Source organism: Streptomyces sp. NPDC002032 (assembly GCF_042890765.1).
Lineage (GTDB): Bacteria > Actinomycetota > Actinomycetes > Streptomycetales > Streptomycetaceae > Streptomyces.
On the sequence record NZ_JBIASM010000011.1, the window covers coordinates 107,640 to 130,922 of the forward strand.

The window sequence follows — 23,283 nt, forward strand, 5'->3', positions numbered from 1 at the left end:
GAGTCGTGGGCGGGGGGCCAGGGCCGTAGCCGTCAGGTCCGGGCCGCCGCCGCGGTGCCGGGCTCGGTCACGGATACCGGTACGGATACGGAGGCGGGCTCCGCCTCGGTCGCCGGCGCGTCCGGCCCCGGACGCGGCTGCGGATGGACCGCCTCCGCCGGAAGCTTGGGCTCCAGGCGCAGGACGCCCACGGCCGAGACCGTCGCCCCGACGGCGAGCACCAGCCACATCGCCGTCGGCGACAGGGTCAGCAGCGCCGTCAGGACGGCCGGGGCCAGGGCGCTGGGCACCGCCCACGACAGCTGGTAGACCGCGAGGTGACGGCCCCGGGTCTCCTCCGGCGCGGCCTGCGCGCACAGGGCCGAGGCCGTGGCGCCGTGCATCAGCTCGCCCGCCGTGAACAGCGCCGTCGCGACGAAGACCCCGATCAGGATCACCGACTTGTTGCCCACCGCCGCGAGGACCGCGAACGCCACGAACGAGGACGCGAACACCACCGCGCCCAGCGCGACGGCGCGTGTGCGGCGGAAGGCGACCAGGGCCCGTGTGACCGGGATCTGCAACAGCGCGATCCCGACCGTGTTGACCGCGTACAGGACGCCCACCAGCGAGGTCGAGGCCCCCAGGTCCTGGGTCACGTATGCCGGTATGCCGACCGCGAGCACCGTGTAGCCGAAGGCCGTCGGCACGTTGAGCAGGGTCAGGCCAAGGAACGGCCGGTTCCGCGCCACCAGCCGGTAGCCGCCCTTGCGGGAGACCCGGGTGGCCGGACCGGTCGCCTTCGGGATCGGGATCGAGCCGAAGCACACCGCCGCCAGTACGTAACCGGCGGCCGCGCAGAGCACGATCACGTAGTAGAACGCGTCGCTGCCGAGGGCCAGCACCGCACCCGCGAGGAGACCGCCCACGCCCAGACCGGCGTTGCGCAGGCTGCGCTGCGCGGCGAGCAGCTTGTCCCGCTCCGTGCCCTTGACGAACTCCGCGATGAACGACTGGATCGCGGGCGGGTACGAGGTGTCGCCGAGCGCGACCAGCAGGATCACGGCGAACATCGTGACGCCGTTGTCCACCAGCGGGTACGTGCAGAACCCCGCGGCCCGCAGCAGGTATCCGCCGGTGACGACCGCGCGGGCGCCGAACCGGTCGATCAGGACGCCCGCCGCCGGGTTGCTGACCAGGCCGATCACGGCGGCCGCCGTCATCAGGGTGCCGACCTGGGTCAGCGGGAGCCCGGTGACGTGATGGAAGTACAGCAGGGACAGGGGCAGGTACATGCCGGCACCGGTGGCGTCGACCACCATGCCGAGCATGTAGCGCGTCTTCGCCGACAGGCGGACCTTGCTCATGGTGCGTCCCCGATCTCACTGTGTTCGCGGACCCACTCCCCGAGCGCGCGCAGTCGCCGTTCGCACTCCGTGCGGTCCGGCGCCGTGCCCACCGCGGCGGCGAGGAAGTCGGAGGAACCCGAGGCCGGGGCGATGACCTGGCCCACCTCGGCGTACAGCCAGAACCCGGCGAGCCACGGCTCCTCGGGCAGCGGCGGCAGCGCGCGCACCAGCCCCGGCTGCTTCATCATCAGCGCCTGTCCCGCCATGCACCGGGGCGCCGGCAGTCCCGCCGCGTCGTCCCGCGCCGTCACGCCCCCGGGCGCCGCGTGCCCGGCGTCGACGCGCACGGCGTACTCGCCGAGGTGCACGCCGAACAGCGCGTCGAAGACCTCACGGATCTTGGCACCGCCCGGACGGCAGGCGCTCTCGCAGAGCACCAGACGGTCGTCCGGGGTGTGGAAGACCTCCATGTGGAAGGAGTAGTCGCGCAGCCGGGAAGCCTCGGGGGACAGCGCGGCGAGGACCTCGTCGGCCAGGCCGAGCAGCCGCGGCGTGAGCGGGTCGTCCACGTCCAGGGTGAGGTCGATGCGCGGGCCCGCGTCGGAGCCGAAGGAGGCCAGGTCGTACTGGTACTGCGAGGGCCAGGCCAGCGCCACCCGCCCGTCGACCACCAGACCGTCCACGTGGCACATGCGGCCCGGCACGAAGTCCTCCAGCAGGACGTCGTCCCGCTCGCCCGCGCCGTACACCTCCGTCAGGCACTCCTCGAAGGCCTCCGCGTCGTGCAGGATGCGCAGGCCCACGGAGTTGAAGCCGTGGCGGTGCTTGAACACCACCGGGAAGTCCTGCTCGGCGACGAAGGCGCGGGCCTCGTCCGCGGTCGCCGGCTGGGCCCAGGCGGCGATCTCGATGCCCGCCTCCTGCGCGCGCTCCTTCATCAGCACCTTGTCGCGGAACGGCATCACGTCGTCGTGCCAGGCGCCGGGCAGGCCGAAGCGCTCGCGCAGCCGCGCGGCCAGCAGCATGTCCGCCTCGTGCAGCGCCGTCACGCCCGTGATGCCGTGCTCGGTGATGAGCTCGACGGCGCGGGCCTCCACCTCGTCCGCGTCGAAGTCGTCGAAGATCTCCAGGCGGGTGTAGTCGAGGGGGCCGTCGGGGACCTTCTCGCCCGCCAGCTCGATCTTGCCGCGGTCGGCCAGCACGACGATGTCGCCGGTGTGCTCCGGCAGCCAGGACCGGTAGGGGAACGGCCCCAGCGGGTTGCGGTGCAGGATCAGCAGGTTCGTGGGCCGCTCGACCTCGGCCGGCTCCGCCAGCACGGTCGTGCCGTCGGGCCGGGCGAGGGTGACGCGTATGTGCTCGCGTATCACCTCCGCGCCGCGGCGTATCGCGGCCGTGGCGTCCTGCGCCGCGACGGCGATCAGGCCGAGCCGGTCCCAGTTGTCCTTGAGCGCCCGTACGTCGTCGCCGGGCCGGGCGCTGACGCGGACGTCGATGACGCCCTCCGCGGCGCGCGCCTCCTCGATCCCGGCGACGGACTCCACACGGGTGCCGGGCGCGCCGACCAGGGTGCGCACGCAGGCGCCCCCGCGCGGCTGCGGCCGGTCGGGCAGCTCCTCGGCCAGGCCGAAGGGGTGGGCGAGGGCGAGCGTGCTCAGGTCCACGCCGAACGCGCTCTGCACCAGCTCCGGGATGGCGTCGCCGCCGATCCGGTTGTGTCCCTCGATCACGCGCGGGCCCTTGGCGGTGAGGCGCACCTCGGTGTGGCACACCCCGTCGCGCAGGCCCATCACGTCGAGGAAGCCGCCCACCGCGTCCCGGACCGCGTCCTCGTCCTGCGCGGACAGCCGGGCCGGGACCGCGTGGCCCAGCTCGGCGAAGTGGCCGTCGGAGGTGAACTTCTCCGTGATCGTGACGACCACGTGGCGGCCCGCGAAGCTGAAGGACTCGACGCTGAACTCGGGGCCGTCCAGGAACTCCTCCATCAGGAAGTCCCGCAGGACGAACAGGGAGGACACCCGGTCGGTCCGGGTCCCGGAGAGCCGGGTCACCTCGTCCCAGACGCGGGCGGTGTCCTGCGGTCCCTCCACCCGCTGCACCCCGATGCTCGCGGTGGCGTCGACGGGCTTGACGATGAAGGGGAAGCCGTACGACTCCCCGAAGGAGTCCAGGTCCTCACGGGTACGCAGGGAGCGGGCGCCCACCGCGTGCTCGGGGTCGTGCTCGGCGACGTACCGCCGCATCGCGGCCTTGTCCCGGATCCGGGCGGTGACCTCGTAGCCGGTGCCGCCGAGGCCGAACAGGTCGTTGATCCGGCCCGCCGCTTCGAGCCCCGGTTCGGTCAGGGAGGTGGCCGCGGCGAAGCCGGGGCTCTCGTGCCAGGCCCGCACCAGGGGCTCGACCAGGGTCCAGTCCGTGTAGTCCACGACCTCGACGGCCGCCACGGTCCGGTTCTGCTCCTCGCTCACCTTGGTCGGATGCTGGAGCAACAGCACGCTCAGACCCAGGTCGTGGGCCTTCCGCACGGTCTCGTCGGTCGCGCCGACGAGCACCAGCGTGCGCTCGGGGTTCATTCGCTCTCATCTCCCCCTGCGTCAGCAGGGAACTCGTGCTCGTACGGGGTGGTGGGCGGGAAGCGTTCGGGTGGGTGGCCGCAAGGACGGGGGGCGGGCGCGGGGCTCCGTGAGCGCGCCCGACGGGCCCTGTCGGCGGGGGAGTTGGAGGCGGCCTTGCGTGCGGACGCCCGCGCGTCGGTGACGGAGGGGAGCGCGGGGCGTGCGGATCCGGCGGTGAGCACCGTCGGACGGACGAGGGGGGCCTCGGGGGCGCGGACGGTGCGGGGCTGCTTCACGTTCTTCCCCCTCGCGTGCCGGCCGTGCCATCGGTGTTCGAAACGTAGCCAAACGACATAGCGCGGCGTTGGTGTCCCGCTCGGCCCGGACTGGAGTCCCGCTCGGGCGCCCGCCCGCCGGCCGGGCCCGCCCCGAACGTCGGGTGTGCGCCAAACGGGAGGGTCCCCGCCCGCCGGGGGGTGTGCGCCTGTCCCATGCCTGCGGTACGGTCCGTGTGCTGCCCGTATACGTTGTGTGATCTTCCTTCACGGCTTCCCCGCAGACCCTCCACCGGAGGAACACTTCCGGCCGATCCGCGTCCGCGCCGTGGCCGGAGGGGCAGACGGCGTACGCGTGTTCGCCCTAGCCTCCGGGGCCATGAGATCACCTCTGACGGGCCGCCTGGGCCTCGCCGCCGTCCTCGCCTTCGTCCTCGCCGTGTTCGGCCTCGCCCCCGCCGCGAGCGCCGACCCGGCGCCGGCCGCGCTGACCTTCAGCACGAGCAGTGCCACGACCACACCGGGTGGCACGGTGCAGCTGTCGATGACGCTCACCAACAACAAGAGCTACGACGTCTGGTTCATCTACCAGACGATCGACCCCACCTGGCTGACCAACCAGCGCCCGGACCTGAAGTACAGCTTCACCGGCTGTTCCGTGGCCACCGCCTCCGGCCCCGCCGCCTGCTCCGGCACCGGTCCGGCCAACCTCGGCGGCAACTACGGCGCCACCATCCCGCCCGGCCAGAGCCGCACCGTCACGCTGACCCTCAAGGTCGCCGCCGACTCCGGCTGCAACGGCAACATCGGCTTCTACAGCTACTACTACGCCGAGTTCAGCGACAGCAGCAACACCACCGGCGGCCCGGTGTACACCCCCGAGACCCGCGTGCTCTGCGCCTGACGGACCGGCCGGCCACCGCCCCACGGGTGTTGGCTTGAAATGACCGGAGGCCGGGCATCCAGATGGTCTCGACCACGGAAGCCCGGCCTGCGGACCGACCCGGTCCGCACACACCTCCACTCGGGGCCCGGACCAGCGCGCTTCTCCGGCGCGCTGCCGGGCCCCCCGCGCGCCGCCGCGCCGGACCCGCCACGGTCCCTCAACCGCTCCCGCCGTGCGCCCCCGTTGTGCGCCTGCTCTTTTCCGCCGCTTTCCGCAAGACCATCACAAACGCTACACAGAGACATCACCATGTGACGCGACGGATGTGTCGACGACTGGCTTCTGAGGGGGCGCCGGCGTCGCACAAGGGGGGTGCGTCCGCTCCGCGGGAGCCGCGCTCACCCCTGCCTTGGGAGGGGACTTCACCGCATGAAGCGGACCATTCGCACCGCCCTGCTCACGGTGGGCACGCTCGTTGCCGCACTCGGCTTACCCGCCGGGCCGGCACAGGCGGACACCCCCGCACCCCGCACCGACCTGCGGGTGCTGGTCGTGACCGACGGAGGCCCCGCCACCGCGGCCATCGCGGCCGAACTGGACTCGGCCGGGACCCCGTACACCACGGTGGACCTCACCCGAGGGGGGCGGCCCACCATCGACGCCGCCTTCCTCGCCGACACGGTCGACGGCCGGCCGCGCGCCAAGTTCCAGGCGGTCGTCCTGCCCAACGACAACCCCTTCACGGCCGGTTCGGCCGAAATGGCCGCCCTGAGCGCCTACGAGCAGACGTACGGCATCCCCCAGGTCGACGCCTACACCTACTCCCGGCCCCAGGTCGGCCTCCAGTACTTCGCCGCCGGAGGCTACGCGGGGAGCCTCGACGGAGTGCCGGCCGGCGTCACCGCGGCCGGCAGCGCGGGCCCCTTCGCCTACCTCGACGGCACCGTCCCCTTCGAGGACACGTCGCCCACCGTCGGCGAGAGCTACGCCTACCTCGCCCAGCCCGCGCCCGGAGCCGACTTCACCACCTACGTCGACGCCCCCATACCCGGCACGCCGAGACGCGGCTCCCTCGTCGGCGAATACCGGCACGACGGACGGCGCGAACTCGTCGTCACCTTCGTCTACAACCAGTACCAGCAGCAGTTCCGCCTGCTCGCCCGCGGCATCGTCGAGTGGATGACCGGCGGCGTCCACCTCGGCGCCTCCCGCAACTACTTCTCCGTGCACGTCGACGACGTCTTCGCCGCCGACGACCGCTGGGACAGCGTGCTCAACTGCACACCCGGCGACGTCGACTGCGCGCACGGCGGCGGCACCCCCAGCCCGATCCGGATGTCCGCCGCGGACGCCACCTACGCCGCCGACTGGCAGACCGCCCACGGGTTCACCCTCGACATGGTCTACAACGGGGCCGGCAGCCTGGACCAGCGCGAGGACAACAACGGCGCCGACGCGCTCGCCGACACCCTCATCGCCCAGCGCGACCGCTTCCGCTGGGTGAACCACACCTACACGCACGCCTACCTCGGCTGCGAGCAGGACGTCAGCACGGTCCCGTGGAAGTGCGCCACCAACCCGGGCGGTTCCACCAAGTGGGTCAGCCGCACCGCGATCGACGACGAGATCGCGCTCAACCGCGTCTGGGGCCAGACCTCCGGACTGCCGTTGCAGAACGACGAACTGGTCACCGGTGAGCACTCCGGCATGAAGCTGCTCCCGCAGCAGCCCCAGGACAACCCCAACCTGGCGCTCGCCCTGGCCGACAACGGCGTCAAGTGGCTCGCCTCGGACAACTCCCGCGACCCGGAGCAGCGCCCCGTCGGCCCCGCCTCCACCGTCGCCCGCTACCCGATCAACGTCTTCTACAACGCGGGCAAGGCCGTCGAGCAGGCCGACGAGTACAACTGGATCTACACCCGCCGCTCCCAGGGCGGCAGCGGCATCTGCGAGGACCACGCGGACACCACCACCTGCCTGCCCGCACCGCTGGACACCGCCACCGGGTACGCCCAGCACATCGTGCCGCAGGAAGTGCGCACCGCGCTCGGTCACGTCCTGTCCAACGACCCGAAGCCGCACTTCATCCACCAGTCCAACCTCGCCGAGGAGCGCATCGCCTACCCCGTCCTGAACGGGGTCCTCGACGGCTACGCCGCCCTCTTCGCGGACAACGCCCCGGTGGAGAACCTCCGGATGAAGGACGCGGGCGCCGAACTCCAGCGCCGCGCCGCCTGGAAGGCCGCCGTACGGGGCGGACAGGTCACCGCGTACCGCATCGGCGACGCCGTCACCGTCCAGGCCCCGAACGGCCTCGCGGTGCCCGCCACCCTGCTCGCCGGCAGCAAGCAGGGCACGGCGGCCTACGGCAGCCCGTACGCCGGCCGGGTCTCCGGCTGGACGGCCTCGGCCGGGGCGCCGCTCACCTTCACCCTCCCCGCGGCTCCCGGCGCGGCGCCCGGCGGCCGGGCCGCCTCCGCCCGCCCGGCCCCCCAGACCGCCCCCGCCCCGCGCACCCAGGTCCCCGCGGCCCTGCGCGCGGACAGCTCCGCAGCCCCCCGGGACTGACGGAGTACGCGAGTCCCGGCCGCCCCTGCGCGGCCGGGACGGCCAGGTCGACCGTCACCTGCCACCCCACATAACGGCCGTGGAGCCCACCCATGCACGTTCACCACGGCGCGCCCCGTTCCGGCGCGACGCGCGTCACCCTGCTCACCGAAGGCACCTACCCGCACAGTCACGGCGGTGTCAGCGTCTGGTGCGACCAGCTCGTCCAGGGCATGCCGGACCTCGACTTCGACGTCATCGCCGTCACCGGCACCGGCCGCGAGTCCCTGGCCTGGGAGCTCCCCGCGCACGTCCACCACGTCCGGTCGGTCCCCATGTGGGGCGCGCCCCCCGAGGGCCGGCGGCCGCGCGGGCGCGCCGAGCGCCGGCTGGCCACCGCATACGAACAGTTCCTGACGGCCCTGCTCGACCCGGCCGCCGAGCCCGGGTTCGCCCCGGCGCTCTACGCGATGGCGCGCGCCGCCGCGGACGGGGAACTGAGCCCGTTCCTGCGCGGGAACCGGGCCATCTCCATCCTCGCCGCGGTGTGGAACCGGCCCGGGCTGTCCGTTCGCGAGTCCCGGCCGAACCTGCGCGACGCGCTCACCGCCACCTCCCTGCTGGAACACGCCCTGCGCCCGCTCGCCGCGCCGCCACCGCGCGACGGCGTCGCGCACGCCGTCAGCGGCGGCGTCGCCGTCCTGCCCGGACTGGCCGGGCTGGAACGGTACGAGGTCCCGCTGCTGCTCACCGAGCACGGCGTCTACCTGCGCGAGCGCTACATCGGCTACCGGACCGCGCCCTACCGCTGGCCCGTCAAGGCCCTCGTCCTGGGCTTCTTCCGGCTGCTCGCCGCCGAGAGCTACCGCAGGGCCGCCCTGATCACCCCCGGCAACCGCTACAACCGGCTGTGGGAGGAGGAGGGCGGCGCCGCGCCGGAGTCCATACGCACCGTGTACAACGGCGTCGACCCCGCCGCGTTCCCGCCCGCCGGGCCCGAGCCGGAGGTGCCCACGCTCAGCTGGGCCGGCCGGGTCGACCCGATCAAGGACCTGGAGACCCTGATCCGCGCCTTCGACGTGGTCAGGCGTCAGGTGCCGGACGCGCGGCTGCGGCTGTTCGGCGGCACCCCGCGCGGCGGAGAGGCCTACCGGGAGCGGTGCGAGGCCCTCGCCCGCGAACTCGGGCACGCCGACGCCGTCGTCTTCGAGGGCCGCGTCGACGACATCAAGGACGCCTACGCGGCGGGCAACGTCGTGATGCTCTCCAGCATCAGCGAGGGCTTCCCCTTCACCCTCATCGAGGCCATGTCGTGCGGACGGGCGACCGTCTCCACCGACGTGGGCGGTGTACGGGAGGCCGTGGGCGAGGCCGGACTGGTGGTGCCGCCGCGGGACCCGGCCGCCATGGCCGCCGCCGCGCTGGAGCTGCTGGCGGACGCCCCCCGGCGGGCGGAGATGGGTCAGGCGGCCCGGCTGCGGGTGATCGAGCAGTTCACGCTGCGCCAGACCATCGACACCTTCCGGTCGATCTACCTGGAACTGCCCGCCCTCGCCCGCGCGTCCGCCCGCCCGGCCCGCATCGTGGCCGCGGCTCCCGCGCCCGCGCCCGCGCACGCGGCGGCTGCCCCGACGGCGGCTCAGCCCGCCGCGACGGCGCCGGCCCACGCGGCGCCGGCCCACGCGGCCTCGGCCCACGCCGCCCCGGCGCGGGGGGCCGGCGCCCCCGAGACCCCCGCGGCCCACGCCGCGCCCGGGGCGGGCACCGCGGTCGGCGTGCGTCCGCGCCGCCCCGTACCCTCCTGGGCCCGACCGGACGGGCCCGCGTCCGAGGAAGCCGGCACCCCGGCGGTCACCGGCACGGGGAGCCTCGCCGGATGAGCGGCCCGATGGACCTCGAACCGCCCGGCGGCCAGGAGGACACCCTGATGCTGCGGCTGGCCGTGCCCAAGCGGCCCACCGCACGCCGCCGGCGCGGCGACGGCGAGCACGTCACCCTCGGTCTGCGCCTGCCCGGACCGGCCCCGGCGGAGGGGGCCGTCACCCTCGCCCTGCGCCTGCCCGCCCCCGCCCCCGTCCACTACGGCGAGGCCGTCAACCAGCTGGCCGCCGAGATGGCCGACCGCGTCGGCCCCTCCGTGCACCCCTACGAAGTGGCCGCGCTCCTGGAGGCGGACGGCCTGTCCGCCGACACGATCCGCCGCAGCTACGGCCACCCCGACATCTTCTCCCTCGCCGCCGCCCTCTACGAGCGGGTGCCCCGCGTCTTCCCCGAGCCGGCCCGCGGGCCCGACCCGTGGCGGCCCGACCACCTGCGCTGCCTGCTGCGCGGCGTGCTGTTCGCGCTCCCCGCCCTCGCCTACCTGCTCACCGCACCCCTGTGGCACCCCGGCGAACACGCCGCCGGGATCATCGCCGCGGGCGTCGTCTCCTGGGCGTGGGGCCAGGCCCTCGGCCACCGCGCCTACCTGTGGATGGTCACGGGCCGGCGCGAAGCCGCCCGCACCCTGCTGCGCGGGGCACCGCTCGGCGCCGCACTCGCGACCGCGGCCGCCGCCGTCACCGGCCCCGGACCGGCGATGCTCGGGGTGGCCGCCGCACAGTCGCTGTACCTGGCCGCGGCGGGCGTCCTGCTCGTCCTCGGCCGGGAGCTGCTGCTGCTCGCCGCCCTCTCCCCGCTCGTCGTGGGCGCCGCCGTACTGCCCTGGTGGTCACCCGGCGCGCCGCTGCGCGCCGGACTGACCTTCCTGGCCCTGGCCGCCACCGTCGCCGTCGCCGCCCGCACCCTGCGCGGCGAGTACGCCGGCCCGCCCGCGGCCGGCGAGGGCGCCGGACCCAGGCTCGCGCGCTCCCTCCCGTACGGGCTGTTCGGCCTGGCGGCCGCCCTGCTGGTGCTGCTGGCGGGCCGCCGGGAACCGTACGCGGTGATCGTGCTCACCGTGAGCATGGGGCCCGCCGAATGGCTGCTCTACCGCTTCCGGGGCCTGTCCGCCGGCGCGCTCGCCCGCTCCGCGACCCCCGGCGCCTTCCGGCTCCGGTCCTGCGGCGTCCTCGCCCTCTGCCTGCTCGGTTACGCCGTCCCGCTGCTGCCCGCCGCCCTGCTGACCGGGGCCGGGCCCGCCACCCTGCCCCTGCTCGCGGCCACCCTGTGGACCGCCCTGCTGCTCCAGGCCTTCGGAGTGGCCTGGACACCGGCCCTGATCTGCCTCGCCGCCGCGGGCACCGCCGGTGCGGTCACCCTGCTCGGCCCGCACCCACGGCCGTCCGTCCTGCCGCTCTGCTGCGCCGGCGCCGCGCTGTGTCTGATCGCGGCCACGCTCCGGCTCCTCGGCCGGCCCGCCCCGCACGCCTGACGCCCGCCGCACCCGTACCGCCCGCACCCGTACCGCCCGCACGCCTGCGCACCACCCACCGAAAGGAGAGGTCGCTTGACCTCCGCACCGCTCGCAGCCGTCACCGGAGCCGAAGGCTTCATCGGGTCCCACCTCACCGAGTCCCTGGTCGCCCGCGGCTACCGGGTCCGGGCCATGGCCCAGTACAACTCCTTCTCCTCGTACGGCTGGCTGGAGACCCTCGACCCCGACGTCCTGGACCAGGTGGAGATCGTCCTCGGCGACGTCCGCGACCCCGGCTCGGTCCGCGGCCTGCTCGAAGGCGCCGACTGCGCCTACCACCTGGCCGCCCTCATCGCGATCCCGTACTCCTACCGGGCCCCGCACAGCTACGTGGACACCAACGTCACCGGCACCCTCAACGTGCTCGAAGCGGTCCGCGCCCTCGGCACGCCCCGACTGGTGCACACCTCCACCAGCGAGACGTACGGGACCGCGCAGACCGTCCCGATCACCGAGGACCACCCCATCAACACGCAGTCCCCGTACGCCGCTTCGAAGGCGGGCGGCGACCGGCTCGCCGACAGCTACCACGCGAGCTTCGAAACCCCGGTGGTCACCCTGCGCCCCTTCAACACCTTCGGGCCGCGCCAGTCGATGCGCGCGGTGATCCCCACCGTCATCGGGCAGGTGGCGGCCGGGGAACGCGTCATCACCCTCGGAGACCTGCGCCCCACCCGCGACTTCAGCTACGTCAAGGACACCGCCGCCGCCTTCCTCGCGGTCGGTACCGCGCCCGCCGGGCAGGTGGTCGGCCGCACCTTCAACGCGGGCACCAACACCGAGATCTCGGTCGGCGACCTGGTCTCCCTGATCGGCAAGGTCATGGACGTCCCGATCGAGGTGCGCGAGGACGCCGAGCGGCTGCGCCCCGCCGCCTCCGAGGTGATGCGGCTCGTCGCCGACGCGAGCAGGCTCACCGCCGCCACCGGCTGGGAGCCCGCCCACAGCCTGGAGCAGGGACTGGCGCGCACCGTCGAGTTCTTCCGCGACCCGGCGAACCTGGCCCGCTACAAGACCGGCATCTACAACGTCTGACGCCGCCCGCCGTCCCCACACCCCCCATGCGTTCCCTGTCCCCCCACCCCGGCTCATCACCCGACCGATGGAGGAACTCCTCATGTACGCAGTGATCCTGGCAGGCGGCAAGGGCGTCCGGCTGCGGCCGTACACGACCGCGCTGCCCAAGCCCCTCGTTCCCATCGGCGACCAGCACGCCATCCTCGAAATAGTCCTGCGCCAGCTGTCGGCCGCGGGGTTCACCCGCTGCACCATCGCCATCGGGCACCTGGGGGAGATCATCCGCGCCTACGTGGGCGACGGCTCGCAGTGGGGGATGGCCGTCGACTACGCCACCGAGGAGAGCCCGCTCGGCACCATGGGCCCGCTGCTGAACCTCCGCGACCGGCTCCCCGAAAGATTCCTCGTCATGAACGGCGACGTCCTCACCGACCTCGACTACGCCGACGTACTGCGCACCCACGAGGCCTCGCAGGCCCCGCTCACCATCGCCACGTACCCGCGCAAGGTGCACATCGACTTCGGAGTGCTGACCACCGACGCCAGCCGCGTCGTCGGCTTCACCGAGAAGCCCAGCATGGACTACCGCGTGTCCATGGGCGTGTACGGGCTGAGCCGCGACACCCTCGACGGCTACACCGCCGGCCTGCCGCTCGGCTTCGACGAGCTCGTCCTCGACCTCCTCAAGACCCAGAATCCGCCGCACGCCTACGACTTCGACGGCTACTGGCTCGACATCGGACGGCCCGACGACTACGACCGGGCCAACGCCGAGTTCACCAGCCGCAAGTCCCTCCTGCTCAAGGGAGCCTGAGCACGTCATGCGCATCCTCGTCCTGGGGCACACCGGCTACCTCGGCGCGCACGTCGCCGAGCGGCTGCGCGCCCTGCCGACGGTACGGGTCCTCCGCGCCGGGCGCTCGCCCGGCGCGGAGGTCCGCATCGACCTCGCCGCCGACCGTCCCGAACGGCTCGTCACGACGCTGGCGGCCGCCGCCCCCGACGCCGTGGTCAACTGCGCGGGCGCGACCGGCGGCGACCCGGTCACGCTCGCCGAGGTCAACGCCCGCGGCCCCGCCGCCCTGTGCGCGGCCCTGCGGGAAGCCGCCCCGGCGGCCCGCCTGGTCCACCTGGGCTCGGCGGCCGAGTACGGCCCGGGCGCGTTCGGCGTCCGGGTGGGGGAGTCGGCGGCCACCCGCCCGGTCACCCCGTACGGGGCCACCAAACTGGCCGGCACCGTCGCGGTGAACACCTCCGGCGTGGACGGGGTCGTCCTGCGCGTGGGCAATCCGGTCGGTCCCGGCGCGCCGGCCGGCGGCCTGCCCGGCCGCATCACCGGCCTGCTGCGCGCGGCCGGCCCCGATCCGGCGGCGGTCCTGCGGCTCGGCGACCTGTCCGCGTACCGCGACTTCGTGGACGTACGGGACGTGGCCCGGGCGGTGGAGCTCGCGGTCACCGCACCCGGGCCACTGCCGCCCGTCCTGAACATCAGCTCCGGTGACGCCGTGCCCGTACGCGACCTGGTGCGCGGGCTGGCCCGCCGGGCGGAGTTCCGGGGCCGGATCGAGGAGGACACGAGCGGTGCGGCCGGCTCGGTCCGCTCGGCCCAGGTGTCCTGGCAATGCTCCGACGTCACCGCCGCGGCCACGGCCCTGGGATGGCACCCGGCCCTGCGACTGGACGACATGGTCGCCTCGTTGTGGGAGGCGGCGGACGCCCGCGACGGCAGCCACGTGGCATGAGCCTGCTCGTTCCGCTGTACGTCCACCCGGCGGAGGACCCGGGGGCCTGGGCCCGGCTGATCGGGGCCGTGGCCCGGACCCACGCGGTGGTGCTCAACCCCGCGAGCGGTCCGGGCCCCCGCGCCGATCCCGCGTACACGGCGGCGGCCGCCGCCCTGCGCGGGGCCGGCGCCCGGCTGCTGGGCTACGTCGACACCGCGTACGGGGACCGGGAGGGAGCGGAGGCCAACTACGAGTTCCTCCGCTACCGGGAGTGGTACGGGGTCGACGGAGTCTTCCTCGACCGGGTGACGGCGGACCGGCCGGGGCTGCGGGGCTGCCGCCGCCTGGTGCGCTCGCTGCGCGGGCTCGGCGCGACGACGGTCGTCCTGAACCCGGGCGTCCACCCCGAGCCGGGCTACCTGCGCCTGGCGGACCTGGTCGTGACGTTCGAGGGGGACTGGGCCACGTACGTGTCGGCCTTCAGCCGGCCCGGGTGGACCGGCCGCCATCCACCGGAGCGCTTCTGCCACCTGGTCTACGCGGTCCCCGAGGCCCTCGTCCCGCTCGCCGTGCGCACCGCCGGCGAGCGCGGCGCGGCCGTCTGCGGCCCGGTCACGGGGGTGCTGCCGAACCCGTGGAGCGAGCCCAGCCCGGCCCTCACCGGCGCGGAGCCCTGACGGCCCATCCGCCGCCGCCGGTGACCCCGTACGGGGCCGCCGGTCAGAAGGTCCATCGCGTGTGGGAGTACACCCCGTCGTCCCGGCCGAAGCCGTACGCCGTGTCCGGGGCCACCGCGAACACCACCACGTCCCCCGTGCGGAACGCCTCCCCGATCCCGTGGAAGGTGCCCTCGGGCGAGGTGATGTGCGCCCCGTACTTCGTCTCGTACGCCGTGATCACCTCCTCCAGCAGGGCCGGATCGGTGACCGGTTCGGCCCTGCCCTCGACCACGAGGTCCAGCCCCTCGGTGAGCGAGTTCCCTCCGGTGGTCAGCGCGCAGTGCCCGTCGTGGGCCAGGTTCTTCGCCTTCTGTTCGCTGCCGCCGGTGGAGAAGTACAGCGCCCCCTCGTGCCAGGCGGCGATCACGGGAGTGACGTGCAGCCGGCCGTCGGGCCGCACCGTGGACACCCAGAAGATCTCGGCGCCCTCCAGGTGCCGTCGGGCCTCGTCCCAGTCGGTGGCGGTGACGTCCTCCGCGCCCGGGCGCGGATGCAGCGCGGAGCTGTAGCGGCCGTCGAGCTCGGTCGTGGGCCGCTTCGCGGAACCCTGTGCAGGCATGGCGGTCTCCTTCCTCCGCCCCATGGTGGCCCCCGTCCCCCGCCGGGACCCGGCGCCGCGCCCGGCCGGGCTGGGCCGTTCGGCTCAGCCCGGGTGTCGCCCCGCCGGGGCGGGGCTACGTTCGGCTGGTATGACACGCGTACCGATCGATCGCGAGCCCGGTCCGACCCGCCGTTCCCTGCTCGTCGCCGGGGCCGGGGCCGGGGCCGGAGCGGGGGCGGTGCTCGCCGCGGGCTGCGCTCCCGCCGGTGCCCCCGCCACGCCGGGGGCCACCCCCGGCGGCTCCGCGTCGCCCCGCCGGGCCGCGGCCGGCCCCACCCCCGGCGTGATGACGCTCTTCAAGGACCCGGCGTACAACTTCAACGGCCTGCTGGCGCTCGGCGCCTGCGGCGCCGGAGCCGCCGAGGTCGGCGAGGTCCTCACCGCCGTGAACGCGATCAACGGGGCCGGCCTCTCCGCGCAGAGCTACGTCGACACCTTCCGGGGGCTCGGGGACCGGCTCCTGAAGGCGCCCCCCGGCGCCCCGGCCGACGACCAGAGCAGGCGGTTCCGGGCCCTGCGCGCGGCCCAGTACTACGGACAGGCGCTGTTCTTCGTCCTCGGCTCCGGCGATCCGGGCAGCGAGGAGGCGCTCTACAGAGCCGGGCGAGGGGCCTGGGACGCCTTCTGCGACCTGTGCGAGCCGGCCGCGGTCAAGGCCACCGTCCCCTACGGCTCGACGCCGTTGCCGGTGTGGTTCTTCCGTCCCGACGAGTCGAACACGGCCCGCCCGACCGTGATCCTGACCAACGGCAGCGACGGACAGAACGTCGACATGTGGACGTACGGCGTCCCGGCCGCGCTCGAACGGGGCTGGAACGCGCTCGTCTACGACGGCCCGGGCCAGGGACAGCTGCTCTTCGTCGACCGCGTGGTGTTCACCCCCACCTGGGAGAAGGTCGTCGGCCCCCTCATCGACTGGCTGTCCGCCCGCCCCGACGTGGACAACAGCAGGATCGCCCTGACCGGTCTGAGCATGGCCGGTGACCTCGCCCCCCGGGCCGCCGCCTTCGACGACCGGATCGCCGCCCTGGTGGCGATGCCGGGCTGCGTGGAGCCGTGGCTCGGTTTCCCGCAGGAGATCCGGCAGATCCTGACGCCCGACAAGCAGCGGACGAACGACATCTGGAACAAGGAGGTCGTGCCCGGACTGCCGCCGGACGCCGCCGCCGTGATGAAGAAGCGGTTCGAGCCGTTCTCCGCCGAGGCCATGCTCGAAGCCCGCCAGGGCAAGCTGTTCACCGACTTCTACACCCCCGCGACCCGTATCCGGGCGCTCACCATCACTTCCGTCGTCGGCCGCATCAAGGCGCCCACCCTGGTCCTGGACTACGACGGCGAGCAGTTCTACCCGGGGCAGCCGCGCCAGTTGTACGACCAGCTCACCGCGCCCAAGGACTACCTGAAGCTGACCGCGGCGGAGGGCGCCCAGCTGCACTGCTCCCCGATGGCCCCGCAACTGCACTGCGAGGTCGTCTTCGACTGGCTCCAGGCCACCTTGCCGGGCCGCTGACCCCGCCACCGCAGGGCCCGGGCGAGGCCCCAGGGGGTGCGTGCGGCCGGAGGCTGTTCTAGCGTCGAAGGAGGAGGGGCGGAGGGGGAAGGGGAGGGGAACTTCCGGCCGGGCCGTGTGCCCGGCGCCCCCACGCGGATCGGGCACGCCCCCGTCCCGGGCCGCGACGATCCCGAACCCGGAGAGCAGGTGCGTCCATGCGCACGTCGACGACCCGTTTCGCAGGCGTCCTCACCGGCCTGACCCTCGCGCTCGGCGGCGTGGCCTTCGCGGCCCCCGCCGCCCACGCGGACGTCACGGCCTGCATCAACCAGGTCGAACGGGAGCTCCACGGCGGCGAGGCCCCGGACTCCGTCAAGATGGCCTGTTACGTCGGTCTGACCGGCGACCACGCGCGGTGCGTCTCCGGCCTCGCCGCGGGAGGCGTGACCAACGGGACCGCGGTGTCCGCCTGCCGGGTGGCCCCCGAGTAGCCCGCGCCGCGAGCGCCGTACCCGGCGGGGCGGCCCGGGGCGGCGGCCGCCCTCCCCCGCGCGGTACGGCATCCTGGACGGGGTCGGGGCCACCGGGGTCATCGGCCCAACCCGGCACCCTGCGTGCCCCGCCGCGAAAGGCCCCCGCCATGGCCACCCGTACCGCCCTGCTGGCCGGAGCCACCGGCCTCGTCGGCACCCGCCTGCTGGACCGGCTGCTCGCCGACCCCCGCTACGGGCGCGTCACCGTCCTGGCCCGCCGGCCGCCCTCGCGGACCGACGGCAAGCTCGACCTCCGCCTCGTGGACTTCGACGCCCTCGACGGCTCGTCGGTGCCCCCCGTCGACGACGTGTACTGCACGCTGGGCACCACCATCAAGAAGGCCGGGTCGCAAGAGGCCTTCCGGCGGATCGACCAGCACTACACCGTCACCGTCGCCGCTCTCGCCCGCACGGCCGGAGCGCACCGCATCGCCCTGTGCTCCTCCACCGGCGCCGACCCCACGGCCCGTGCCTTCTACCTCCGCGTCAAGGGCGACACCGAACGGGAGGTCGGCGCCCTCGGCTACGAGAGCACCGAGATCTTCCGGCCCTCCCTCCTGCTGGGCGAGCGCGCCGACCGCCGCCCCGCCGAAGGGGCCGTGATCGCGCTGGCCCCGCTGCTCACCCCGCTCCTGGCCGGACCGCTGCGCCCGTACCGTCCGATCACGGCGGACCGCCTCGCCGCCGCCATGATCGAGTCGCTGGCCGGCGCCGCCCCCGGCACCCATGTCCACGTCTACGACGACATCGCCGCCCTGGCCGGCCGCTGACGCGGCGGACGCGGTGCCCGGTCAGCGCCGGTGGAGCGTCTGCAACGCCTCGACCAGCACCTTCGGATCGTGCTGCCCCTTGTAGACGGGGGGCGGCCGCCGGTCGAGACCGAGCAGCCCGGCCACCGCCGTCCACGCCGTGCGCACGGAGTACTCGACGGTGAAGACCACGTCGTCGGGGACCTCCGCGTACTGGCCGATGAAGGCCAGGTTCGTGGACTCCTCGGGAACCACCTGCGGCCGGTCCCCGCGCGAGCGGACGAGGAACTGGCTGGTGATGTACGGCATCAGGGCGGGGATCACGATCGAGCTGTCGAGGATCTGGAGACGCTGCTCGAAGCGCAGGTGGGAGAGCACCTCGTCCAGGATCTCCCGGCCCGTGCACCGTGTCATCGGCTTCCTGACGTGGTCCCCGTCGCGCCCGGGGAAGAGCGCGTACCCCCACCACACGAAAGTGTCCTCGGGCTGGTCGCGGAAGTGGGGCTGGTGGTTGAGGACGATCGTCAGCAGCCAGGAGGAGTCCTTGAAGGTGATCAGGCCGCCCTTGCCCGCCTCGCTCCCGCTGAACTCCTGCATCAGCTTGAAGAAGGCCGGGTCCTTCGTGGTGACGGTGAACGACTCCCAGGTCGAGTCCGCCACCGAGGAGTCGAAAACGGCCGGGTCGCCCAGCCCGGGCCGTTTGGCGGCGAGCGTCCGCCACAGCTGCCAGGAGCCCGCCGGGCGCGAGGTGTCGGGGACGGGCGCCGCGTCCGTGGCGCCCAGGGCGGAGTCCGCGGTCATCGAACCGTTCGTCACCAGGACGAGGTCGTCGGGACCCACCGGGATCTCGCCCCGCTCGTCCCCTTCGCCGGCCCGCTCCCAGGAAATGCCCTCGACGGTCAGGGCCGCGCCCGCGGCCAGCCGCAGATCGGTCACCCGGGTGCCCAGCCGCACGCCCACGCCCTGCTCCGTCAGCCACTTCACGAGCGGCCGCACGATCGAGTCGTACTGGTTGAACCGGGTGCGGTAGATCCCCGACATCGAGTCGAAGGTCTTGAAGAGGTGGACGAAGCGGTTGAGGTAGCGCCGGAACTCGATCGCGCTGTGCCAGGGCTCGAAGGCGAAGGTCGTGCACCACATCCACCAGAAGTTGGTGGTGAAGAAGCCCTCGCCGAAGCAGTCGCTGATCCGCTTCCCGTCGAGCGTGTGCTCCGGCGTCGCGACGCACTTGACCAGTTCGAGCCGGTCCCGCTCGGAGAACCCCATCGAGTGGGCGGGCACCACCCGGCCCCCGGCGTCGACGAGCCGGGCCCGGTCGTCCCAGGCGAAGTCCTCGTGGAAGGCGAAGGTGTCCTCGGTGACCGACTTCGACGGGTCGTCCAGGGAGGGGATCGACCCGAGCAGGTCGTAGGTGCAGTCGAAGTGGATCTCGAACATGCGCCCGCCGCGCATCGTGTAGCCCGTCCCGGGGGACCCGGCCGCGTCGAGGCTGCCGCCCTCGCGGTCCTGCTCCTCCAGGATGACGATGTCCCGCCCGGCGAAGCCGCCGTCCCGGATCAGGAACGCCGCCGCGGACAGCGACGCGATCCCGCCGCCCACCAGATACGCCTTCGCCATGTGCCGTCCTCGGTCGCAGACCTCGGACCGCTCCAGCCTGACGGTCCGAGGCCGATGCTTCCCCGCCTGACGGTCCGGGACGCGGTACGCGGACCCAAGTCGCCCGCATGGCCGCGCCGCCCAACGCCTGCCCGGCGGTCTCACCCCGCCGGGAGGCGCGCCGCCCGGTCGTGCGGCGGCAGACGGAAGCCCACCTCCGCGCCGCCGCCGGGCGCGGCCGTGGCGAAGACGGTCCCGCCGTCGGCGGTGACGAGGTCGTGGACGATCGCCAGCCCGAGGCCGGAGCCCGGCACCGCCTGCGTGCGCGGCCCGCGGTAGAAGCGGTCGAAGACGGCATCACGTTCGCCCGGCGCGATACCGGGACCGCGATCGCGCACGGACAGCCGGGTGCCCTCGATGTGCACGCCGACGGGGGTGTCCCCGGGGCTGAACTTCAGCGCGTTGCTCAGCAGGTTGTCCACGCAGCGCCGCACCGCCCGGGGCCGGGCCCGCACCGGGACGGCCCCGCCGGCGGTCACCGTGACGGTCCGGCCCGTGCGCCGCCGGCAGCGGTCCGCGGCCTCCTCGGCGGCGGCGGGCAGGTCGACCTCGGCCGGATCCTCCTCGGTGGACCGGTCCGTGGCCAGGTCGACGAGTTCGCGCACCAGGGTGTCGAGGGCGGCGGCCTCGGTGACCAGCGTGGCGAGGATCTGCTCCTCGTCCTCAGGCGCGAGCCGGCCGCGCCCCCGCTGGAGCAGCTCCGCACTGCCGCGCACCGAGGTCAGTGGGGTGCGCAGCTCGTGGCTGGCGTCCTGGACCAGCCGCTGCTGCTGCGCGCGGGAGCGGCCCAGGGCGCCGAGCATGCTGGCGAAGCTGCGCGTGAGCTGGCCGATCTCGTCCCGGCCGGCGGGCGGCAGCGGGGTGCTGAGGTCCTGGGTGCCGGTGATGTCCCGGGTGACCCGCGCCAGACGGCGCACCGGCAGCAGGATCCGGTCCAGGGCGAGCCAGCTCAGCAGCGCCGACAGGGCGGTGGCTGCGACGGTCGTCCACGGGACGCGCCACAGGAACGCGTGGTCGATCCGCTCGGCCCCCGCGTAGTGCTGGGCGACCATGAGGGCGCCCCCACCGGCCAGCGGCACGGTCAGGACGCCGTACTCCGCCCCGTCGACGGTGATGTCCTCGCGGGCGCTGCCCCGCCCCGTACGCGCCACAGCCAGCGCCGACTCGGGCGCCGGCAGCGCCGCCCGGCCCGGATCCAGCGGCCGCACGGCCCCCTCGGCGCCCAGCACCTGCTCGGTCGTGTCCGGCCGGACCGGGGGAGTGCGAGAGACGCCGAGCAGGGCGGCGACGGTCACCGCGCGGTCCTCCAGCGCGTGGTCGAACTGCTCGGCGACGACGTCGCTGACGCCCCGGTACGACAGGGTGGCGGCGAGCGTCATGGCGAGCGCGGCGGCCGCGACGACGACCAGGGTGATCTTGGCGCGCAGCATCACGCGGCCCGGACGGTGAAACCGACGTTGCGCACGGTGTGGATCAGCCGAGGCGCCCCGTCCTGCTCGGTCTTGCGGCGCAGATAGCCGATGTAGACGTCGAGGGAGCGGGAGGTGGTGTCGAAGTCGTAGCCCCAGATGCGCTCGTAGATCTGCGTACGGGTGAGGACCGCCCCCTGGTGGTGCAGCAGCAGTTCCAGCACGTCGAACTCGGTCTTCGTCAGGTCCAGCGGCCGGGAGCCGCGGTGCGCCCGCCGGGCCCCCGGGTCCAGGGCGAGGTCCGCGACGGCCAGCACCTCGCCGGCCGCGGGGTCCGGGCCGTCGGCGGTGCGGCGCAGCAGTGCGCGGATGCGGGCGAACAGTTCCTCGGTGGCGAACGGCTTGGAGAGGTAGTCGTCGGCGCCCGCGTCCAGACCGGCGACCCGGTCACCGATCTGGTGCCGTGCCGTCAGCACCAGGACGGGCAGCCGGTCGCCGCGCCGGCGCAGCATCCGGCACAGCGCCAGGCCGTCCAGACCGGGCATGACCACGTCCACCACCGCCAGGTCGGGGGACTCCCGTCCGAGCACCGCCAGGGCCTCCAGCCCGTCGGACGCCAGGAGCACGCGGTACCCCTCGAAGCGCAGCAGCTGGTCCAGCGTGCTGCGCACACCGGGGTCGTCCTCGACGACCAGCACCGTACGGGGGTTCTCGCTCACCTCGGTCATGTGATCATCTTCGCCGCTCGCGGCCGCGCCCACGCCGCCGGCCCTCAGCCTCGGACGGGAGCGACGGAGATCGGCGCCAGACCCGTGAGGCAGGCGGTGTCACCGGGCGTCCCGGTGCGCAGGAAGTGGCTGGTGACGCCCGTGACGCAGCCACTGGGCTCCAGCTCGGGCACGTGCCCCACGTTGAGCACCGAGAAGAAGGCGGCGGTGCGGAACCTGGCCGCCGCCTGACGGCCGTTCGCGTCCGGGGTGTTGGCGTCCAGGTCCCCGGAGAGCACCAGCACCGGGACGTCGGGCAGCCGCAGGTCCGTGGGCTGCGGGCGCGCCGTGTTCTCCCGGGGCCAGGAGATGCAGACGTCCCCGCCGTCCGTGGGCCCCTCGTTGAACCCCCGGCCGCCGAACGCCCCGAACCCGCCCTGCCCGGCGCCCGCGAGGGCGTTGCGGTACTGCTGCCACCGCACGGGCAGCGGCGCGTCCGCCGCCCAGGCCTTGCGGTAGTCGTTGCAGACCACCGCGATGTACGGGGCCTGGTCCTCGGCGCTGCCCGAGGAACCCTCCTCCCGCACCAGCTCGCGCAGCGGCCCGGTGTCGCCCTTGACGAAACGGTTGAGCGCCCGGGGCACGTTGCCGAGCAGGGAGGGCTCGGCCGGCGCCATGCCCGCGCCCCGGCTGGCGGCCTCGTACAGGAGGTTGGCGAGCTTGCCCTCGGTGAACAGCTCCCGGTACGTCGTGCCGCCGGCGGAGACGGGCACGGTCAGGGGCCGCTCCCGCAGCCGTCCGGCCGTGGTGGCGAGGTCGCGCACGGCCTCGTCCCCGTCGCAGGCCTTGGGGACGGAACGCTCGCACACCCGGCGCAGGGCCAGCGACACGGCCTGCGCGGCGGGCCGGGCCAGCGGGTCGAAGTCGTGGGGGTAGGCCCCCGACAGCACGATGTTGCGCACGCGTTCGGGGTGCCGGCTCGCGTACACCGGCATCAGGTAGGTCCCGTAGGACAGGCCGTAGAGGCTGAGCTGCGGTACGCCGAGCCGGGCCCGGACGGCGTCGATGTCGTCGGCGGTGGCCGCGGTCGTGTAGCCCCGGGCCCGGGGTCCGAGGGTACGGGCGCAGCGGGCGACGGCGTCGCGCTGTTCCCGGCGGGTCCCGAGGCGGTACTCGGCGTCGGTGACCCCGCACGGGATCCGCTCGGACCGGCCGGTGCCCCGGGGGTCGACGAGCAGCAGGTCGTGGTCCTCCAGCAGCCCCTCCAGTCCCGCGGCGAACTCCCCGGCCTTGTCGACGGCGACCTCACCGGGACCGCCGGGGTTCACGGCGACGGTTCCCCGGGCGGCGCCCGGACCCCGGTGGCGCACGACCGCGTAACTCACGCCGACCGTGCCGAGCGCGGGTTCGCCCGCCACCAGCGGGCGTCGCAGCGCGCCGCAGTCCACCCGGTGCCCCGCCACGGAGGGACACCACCGAGGGCCGCCCCCGGCCGGGCCGGCGGCGGCGCTCGCCGACGGCAGAGCCGAAAGCAGCAGGGCCATGGTGCCCACGACCAGCCCCGTCCGCCGTGCCCCGCTCGTGAAAGTCGTCATGCCCGTACCTTCCGTCCGTCCGTCCCGCTGTGTGGGCACGACCTTGCCGGGCCCGTGACAGGGAGGGGAAAGAGCGGCGGCAAAGACGTGTAAGAA

18 protein-coding genes are annotated in these 23,283 nt (G+C 74.2%); 11 read left to right on the forward strand and 7 right to left on the reverse strand.

Annotated elements, in window-relative coordinates; translation table 11 throughout:
- Nucleotides 1-32 precede the first annotated feature (32 nt).
- Together ACFYYT_RS24820 and ACFYYT_RS24825 are read right to left on the reverse strand one after the other, a co-directional pair.
- Nucleotides 33-1,346 carry an MFS transporter gene (locus ACFYYT_RS24820; protein WP_351825209.1) on the reverse strand — a complete coding sequence of 438 codons (1,314 nt, stop codon included), beginning with the start codon at nt 1,344-1,346 and terminating at the stop codon, nt 33-35.
- Nucleotides 1,343-3,901 (reverse strand): ATP-grasp domain-containing protein, encoded by a 2,559-nt coding sequence (locus tag ACFYYT_RS24825; RefSeq protein ID WP_351825206.1) that lies wholly within the window; start codon nt 3,899-3,901, stop codon nt 1,343-1,345. Before ACFYYT_RS24825 ends, ACFYYT_RS24820 begins: the two co-directional genes overlap by 4 nt.
- A gap of 636 nt (nt 3,902-4,537) precedes the next feature.
- Between ACFYYT_RS24825 and ACFYYT_RS24830 the strand changes: the two genes are divergently transcribed.
- The 8 genes from ACFYYT_RS24830 (at nt 4,538) to ACFYYT_RS24865 (ending at nt 14,403) form a co-directional block, all read left to right on the forward strand.
- Nucleotides 4,538-5,062 (forward strand): hypothetical protein, encoded by a 525-nt coding sequence (locus ACFYYT_RS24830; protein ID WP_351825203.1) that lies wholly within the window; start codon nt 4,538-4,540, stop codon nt 5,060-5,062.
- 411 nt (nt 5,063-5,473) lie between these two features.
- Entirely contained in the window at nt 5,474-7,612 is a 2,139-nt protein-coding gene (locus tag ACFYYT_RS24835; protein WP_351825200.1) for a hypothetical protein, read from the forward strand.
- 92 nt (nt 7,613-7,704) lie between these two features.
- Nucleotides 7,705-9,471: a GT4 family glycosyltransferase PelF gene (gene pelF, locus ACFYYT_RS24840; RefSeq protein ID WP_388609281.1), complete on the forward strand. Its 1,767-nt coding sequence runs from the start codon at nt 7,705-7,707 to the stop codon at nt 9,469-9,471.
- Nucleotides 9,468-10,943, forward strand: coding sequence for a hypothetical protein (locus ACFYYT_RS24845; protein ID WP_351826316.1), 1,476 nt, complete (start codon nt 9,468-9,470; stop codon nt 10,941-10,943). The genes pelF and ACFYYT_RS24845 overlap by 4 nt, the downstream gene beginning before the upstream one ends.
- A 75-nt stretch (nt 10,944-11,018) precedes the next feature.
- Entirely contained in the window at nt 11,019-12,020 is a 1,002-nt protein-coding gene (locus tag ACFYYT_RS24850) for a GDP-mannose 4,6-dehydratase (RefSeq protein ID WP_351826317.1), read from the forward strand.
- 82 nt (nt 12,021-12,102) lie between these two features.
- Nucleotides 12,103-12,816 (forward strand): nucleotidyltransferase family protein, encoded by a 714-nt coding sequence (locus tag ACFYYT_RS24855; RefSeq protein WP_351826318.1) that lies wholly within the window; start codon nt 12,103-12,105, stop codon nt 12,814-12,816.
- Between the two features lie 7 nt (nt 12,817-12,823).
- Nucleotides 12,824-13,744 carry an NAD-dependent epimerase/dehydratase gene (locus tag ACFYYT_RS24860; RefSeq protein WP_351826319.1) on the forward strand — a complete coding sequence of 307 codons (921 nt, stop codon included), beginning with the start codon at nt 12,824-12,826 and terminating at the stop codon, nt 13,742-13,744.
- Nucleotides 13,741-14,403 carry a spherulation-specific family 4 protein gene (locus ACFYYT_RS24865; RefSeq protein WP_351826320.1) on the forward strand — a complete coding sequence of 221 codons (663 nt, stop codon included), beginning with the start codon at nt 13,741-13,743 and terminating at the stop codon, nt 14,401-14,403. The genes ACFYYT_RS24860 and ACFYYT_RS24865 overlap by 4 nt, the downstream gene beginning before the upstream one ends.
- Nucleotides 14,404-14,446: 43 nt before the next feature.
- Here ACFYYT_RS24865 and ACFYYT_RS24870 read toward each other — a convergent pair whose 3' ends face one another.
- Nucleotides 14,447-15,004, reverse strand: a complete 558-nt coding sequence (locus ACFYYT_RS24870) for a pyridoxamine 5'-phosphate oxidase family protein (protein ID WP_351826321.1) — start codon at nt 15,002-15,004, stop codon at nt 14,447-14,449.
- A 130-nt stretch (nt 15,005-15,134) separates the two neighbouring features.
- Here ACFYYT_RS24870 and ACFYYT_RS24875 point away from each other — a divergent pair, with 130 nt between their 5' ends.
- The 3 genes from ACFYYT_RS24875 (at nt 15,135) to ACFYYT_RS24885 (ending at nt 17,841) form a co-directional block, all read left to right on the forward strand.
- Nucleotides 15,135-16,556, forward strand: coding sequence for an alpha/beta hydrolase (locus tag ACFYYT_RS24875; RefSeq protein WP_351826322.1), 1,422 nt, complete (start codon nt 15,135-15,137; stop codon nt 16,554-16,556).
- A 197-nt stretch (nt 16,557-16,753) separates the two neighbouring features.
- Nucleotides 16,754-17,029 carry a hypothetical protein gene (locus ACFYYT_RS24880; RefSeq protein WP_351826323.1) on the forward strand — a complete coding sequence of 92 codons (276 nt, stop codon included), beginning with the start codon at nt 16,754-16,756 and terminating at the stop codon, nt 17,027-17,029.
- Nucleotides 17,030-17,178: 149 nt separating this feature from the next.
- Nucleotides 17,179-17,841 (forward strand): NAD(P)H-binding protein, encoded by a 663-nt coding sequence (locus tag ACFYYT_RS24885; protein ID WP_351826324.1) that lies wholly within the window; start codon nt 17,179-17,181, stop codon nt 17,839-17,841.
- 21 nt (nt 17,842-17,862) lie between these two features.
- Here ACFYYT_RS24885 and ACFYYT_RS24890 read toward each other — a convergent pair whose 3' ends face one another.
- From ACFYYT_RS24890 to ACFYYT_RS24905, 4 genes are all read right to left on the reverse strand, one after another.
- The gene (locus tag ACFYYT_RS24890; protein WP_351826325.1) at nt 17,863-19,437 is read right to left on the reverse strand and encodes an oleate hydratase; all 1,575 of its coding nucleotides are present in this window, start codon (nt 19,435-19,437) and stop codon (nt 17,863-17,865) included.
- A 140-nt stretch (nt 19,438-19,577) separates the two neighbouring features.
- A complete protein-coding gene (locus tag ACFYYT_RS24895) occupies nt 19,578-20,906 on the reverse strand; it encodes a HAMP domain-containing sensor histidine kinase (RefSeq protein ID WP_351826358.1) in 1,329 nt (442 codons plus the stop codon).
- Entirely contained in the window at nt 20,906-21,613 is a 708-nt protein-coding gene (locus tag ACFYYT_RS24900) for a response regulator transcription factor (RefSeq protein ID WP_351826326.1), read from the reverse strand. The genes ACFYYT_RS24895 and ACFYYT_RS24900 overlap by 1 nt, the downstream gene beginning before the upstream one ends.
- A 44-nt stretch (nt 21,614-21,657) precedes the next feature.
- On the reverse strand, nt 21,658-23,187 hold the full coding sequence (locus ACFYYT_RS24905) for an alpha/beta fold hydrolase (RefSeq protein ID WP_351826327.1): 1,530 nt from the start codon (nt 23,185-23,187) through the stop codon (nt 21,658-21,660).
- Nucleotides 23,188-23,283 lie beyond the last annotated feature (96 nt).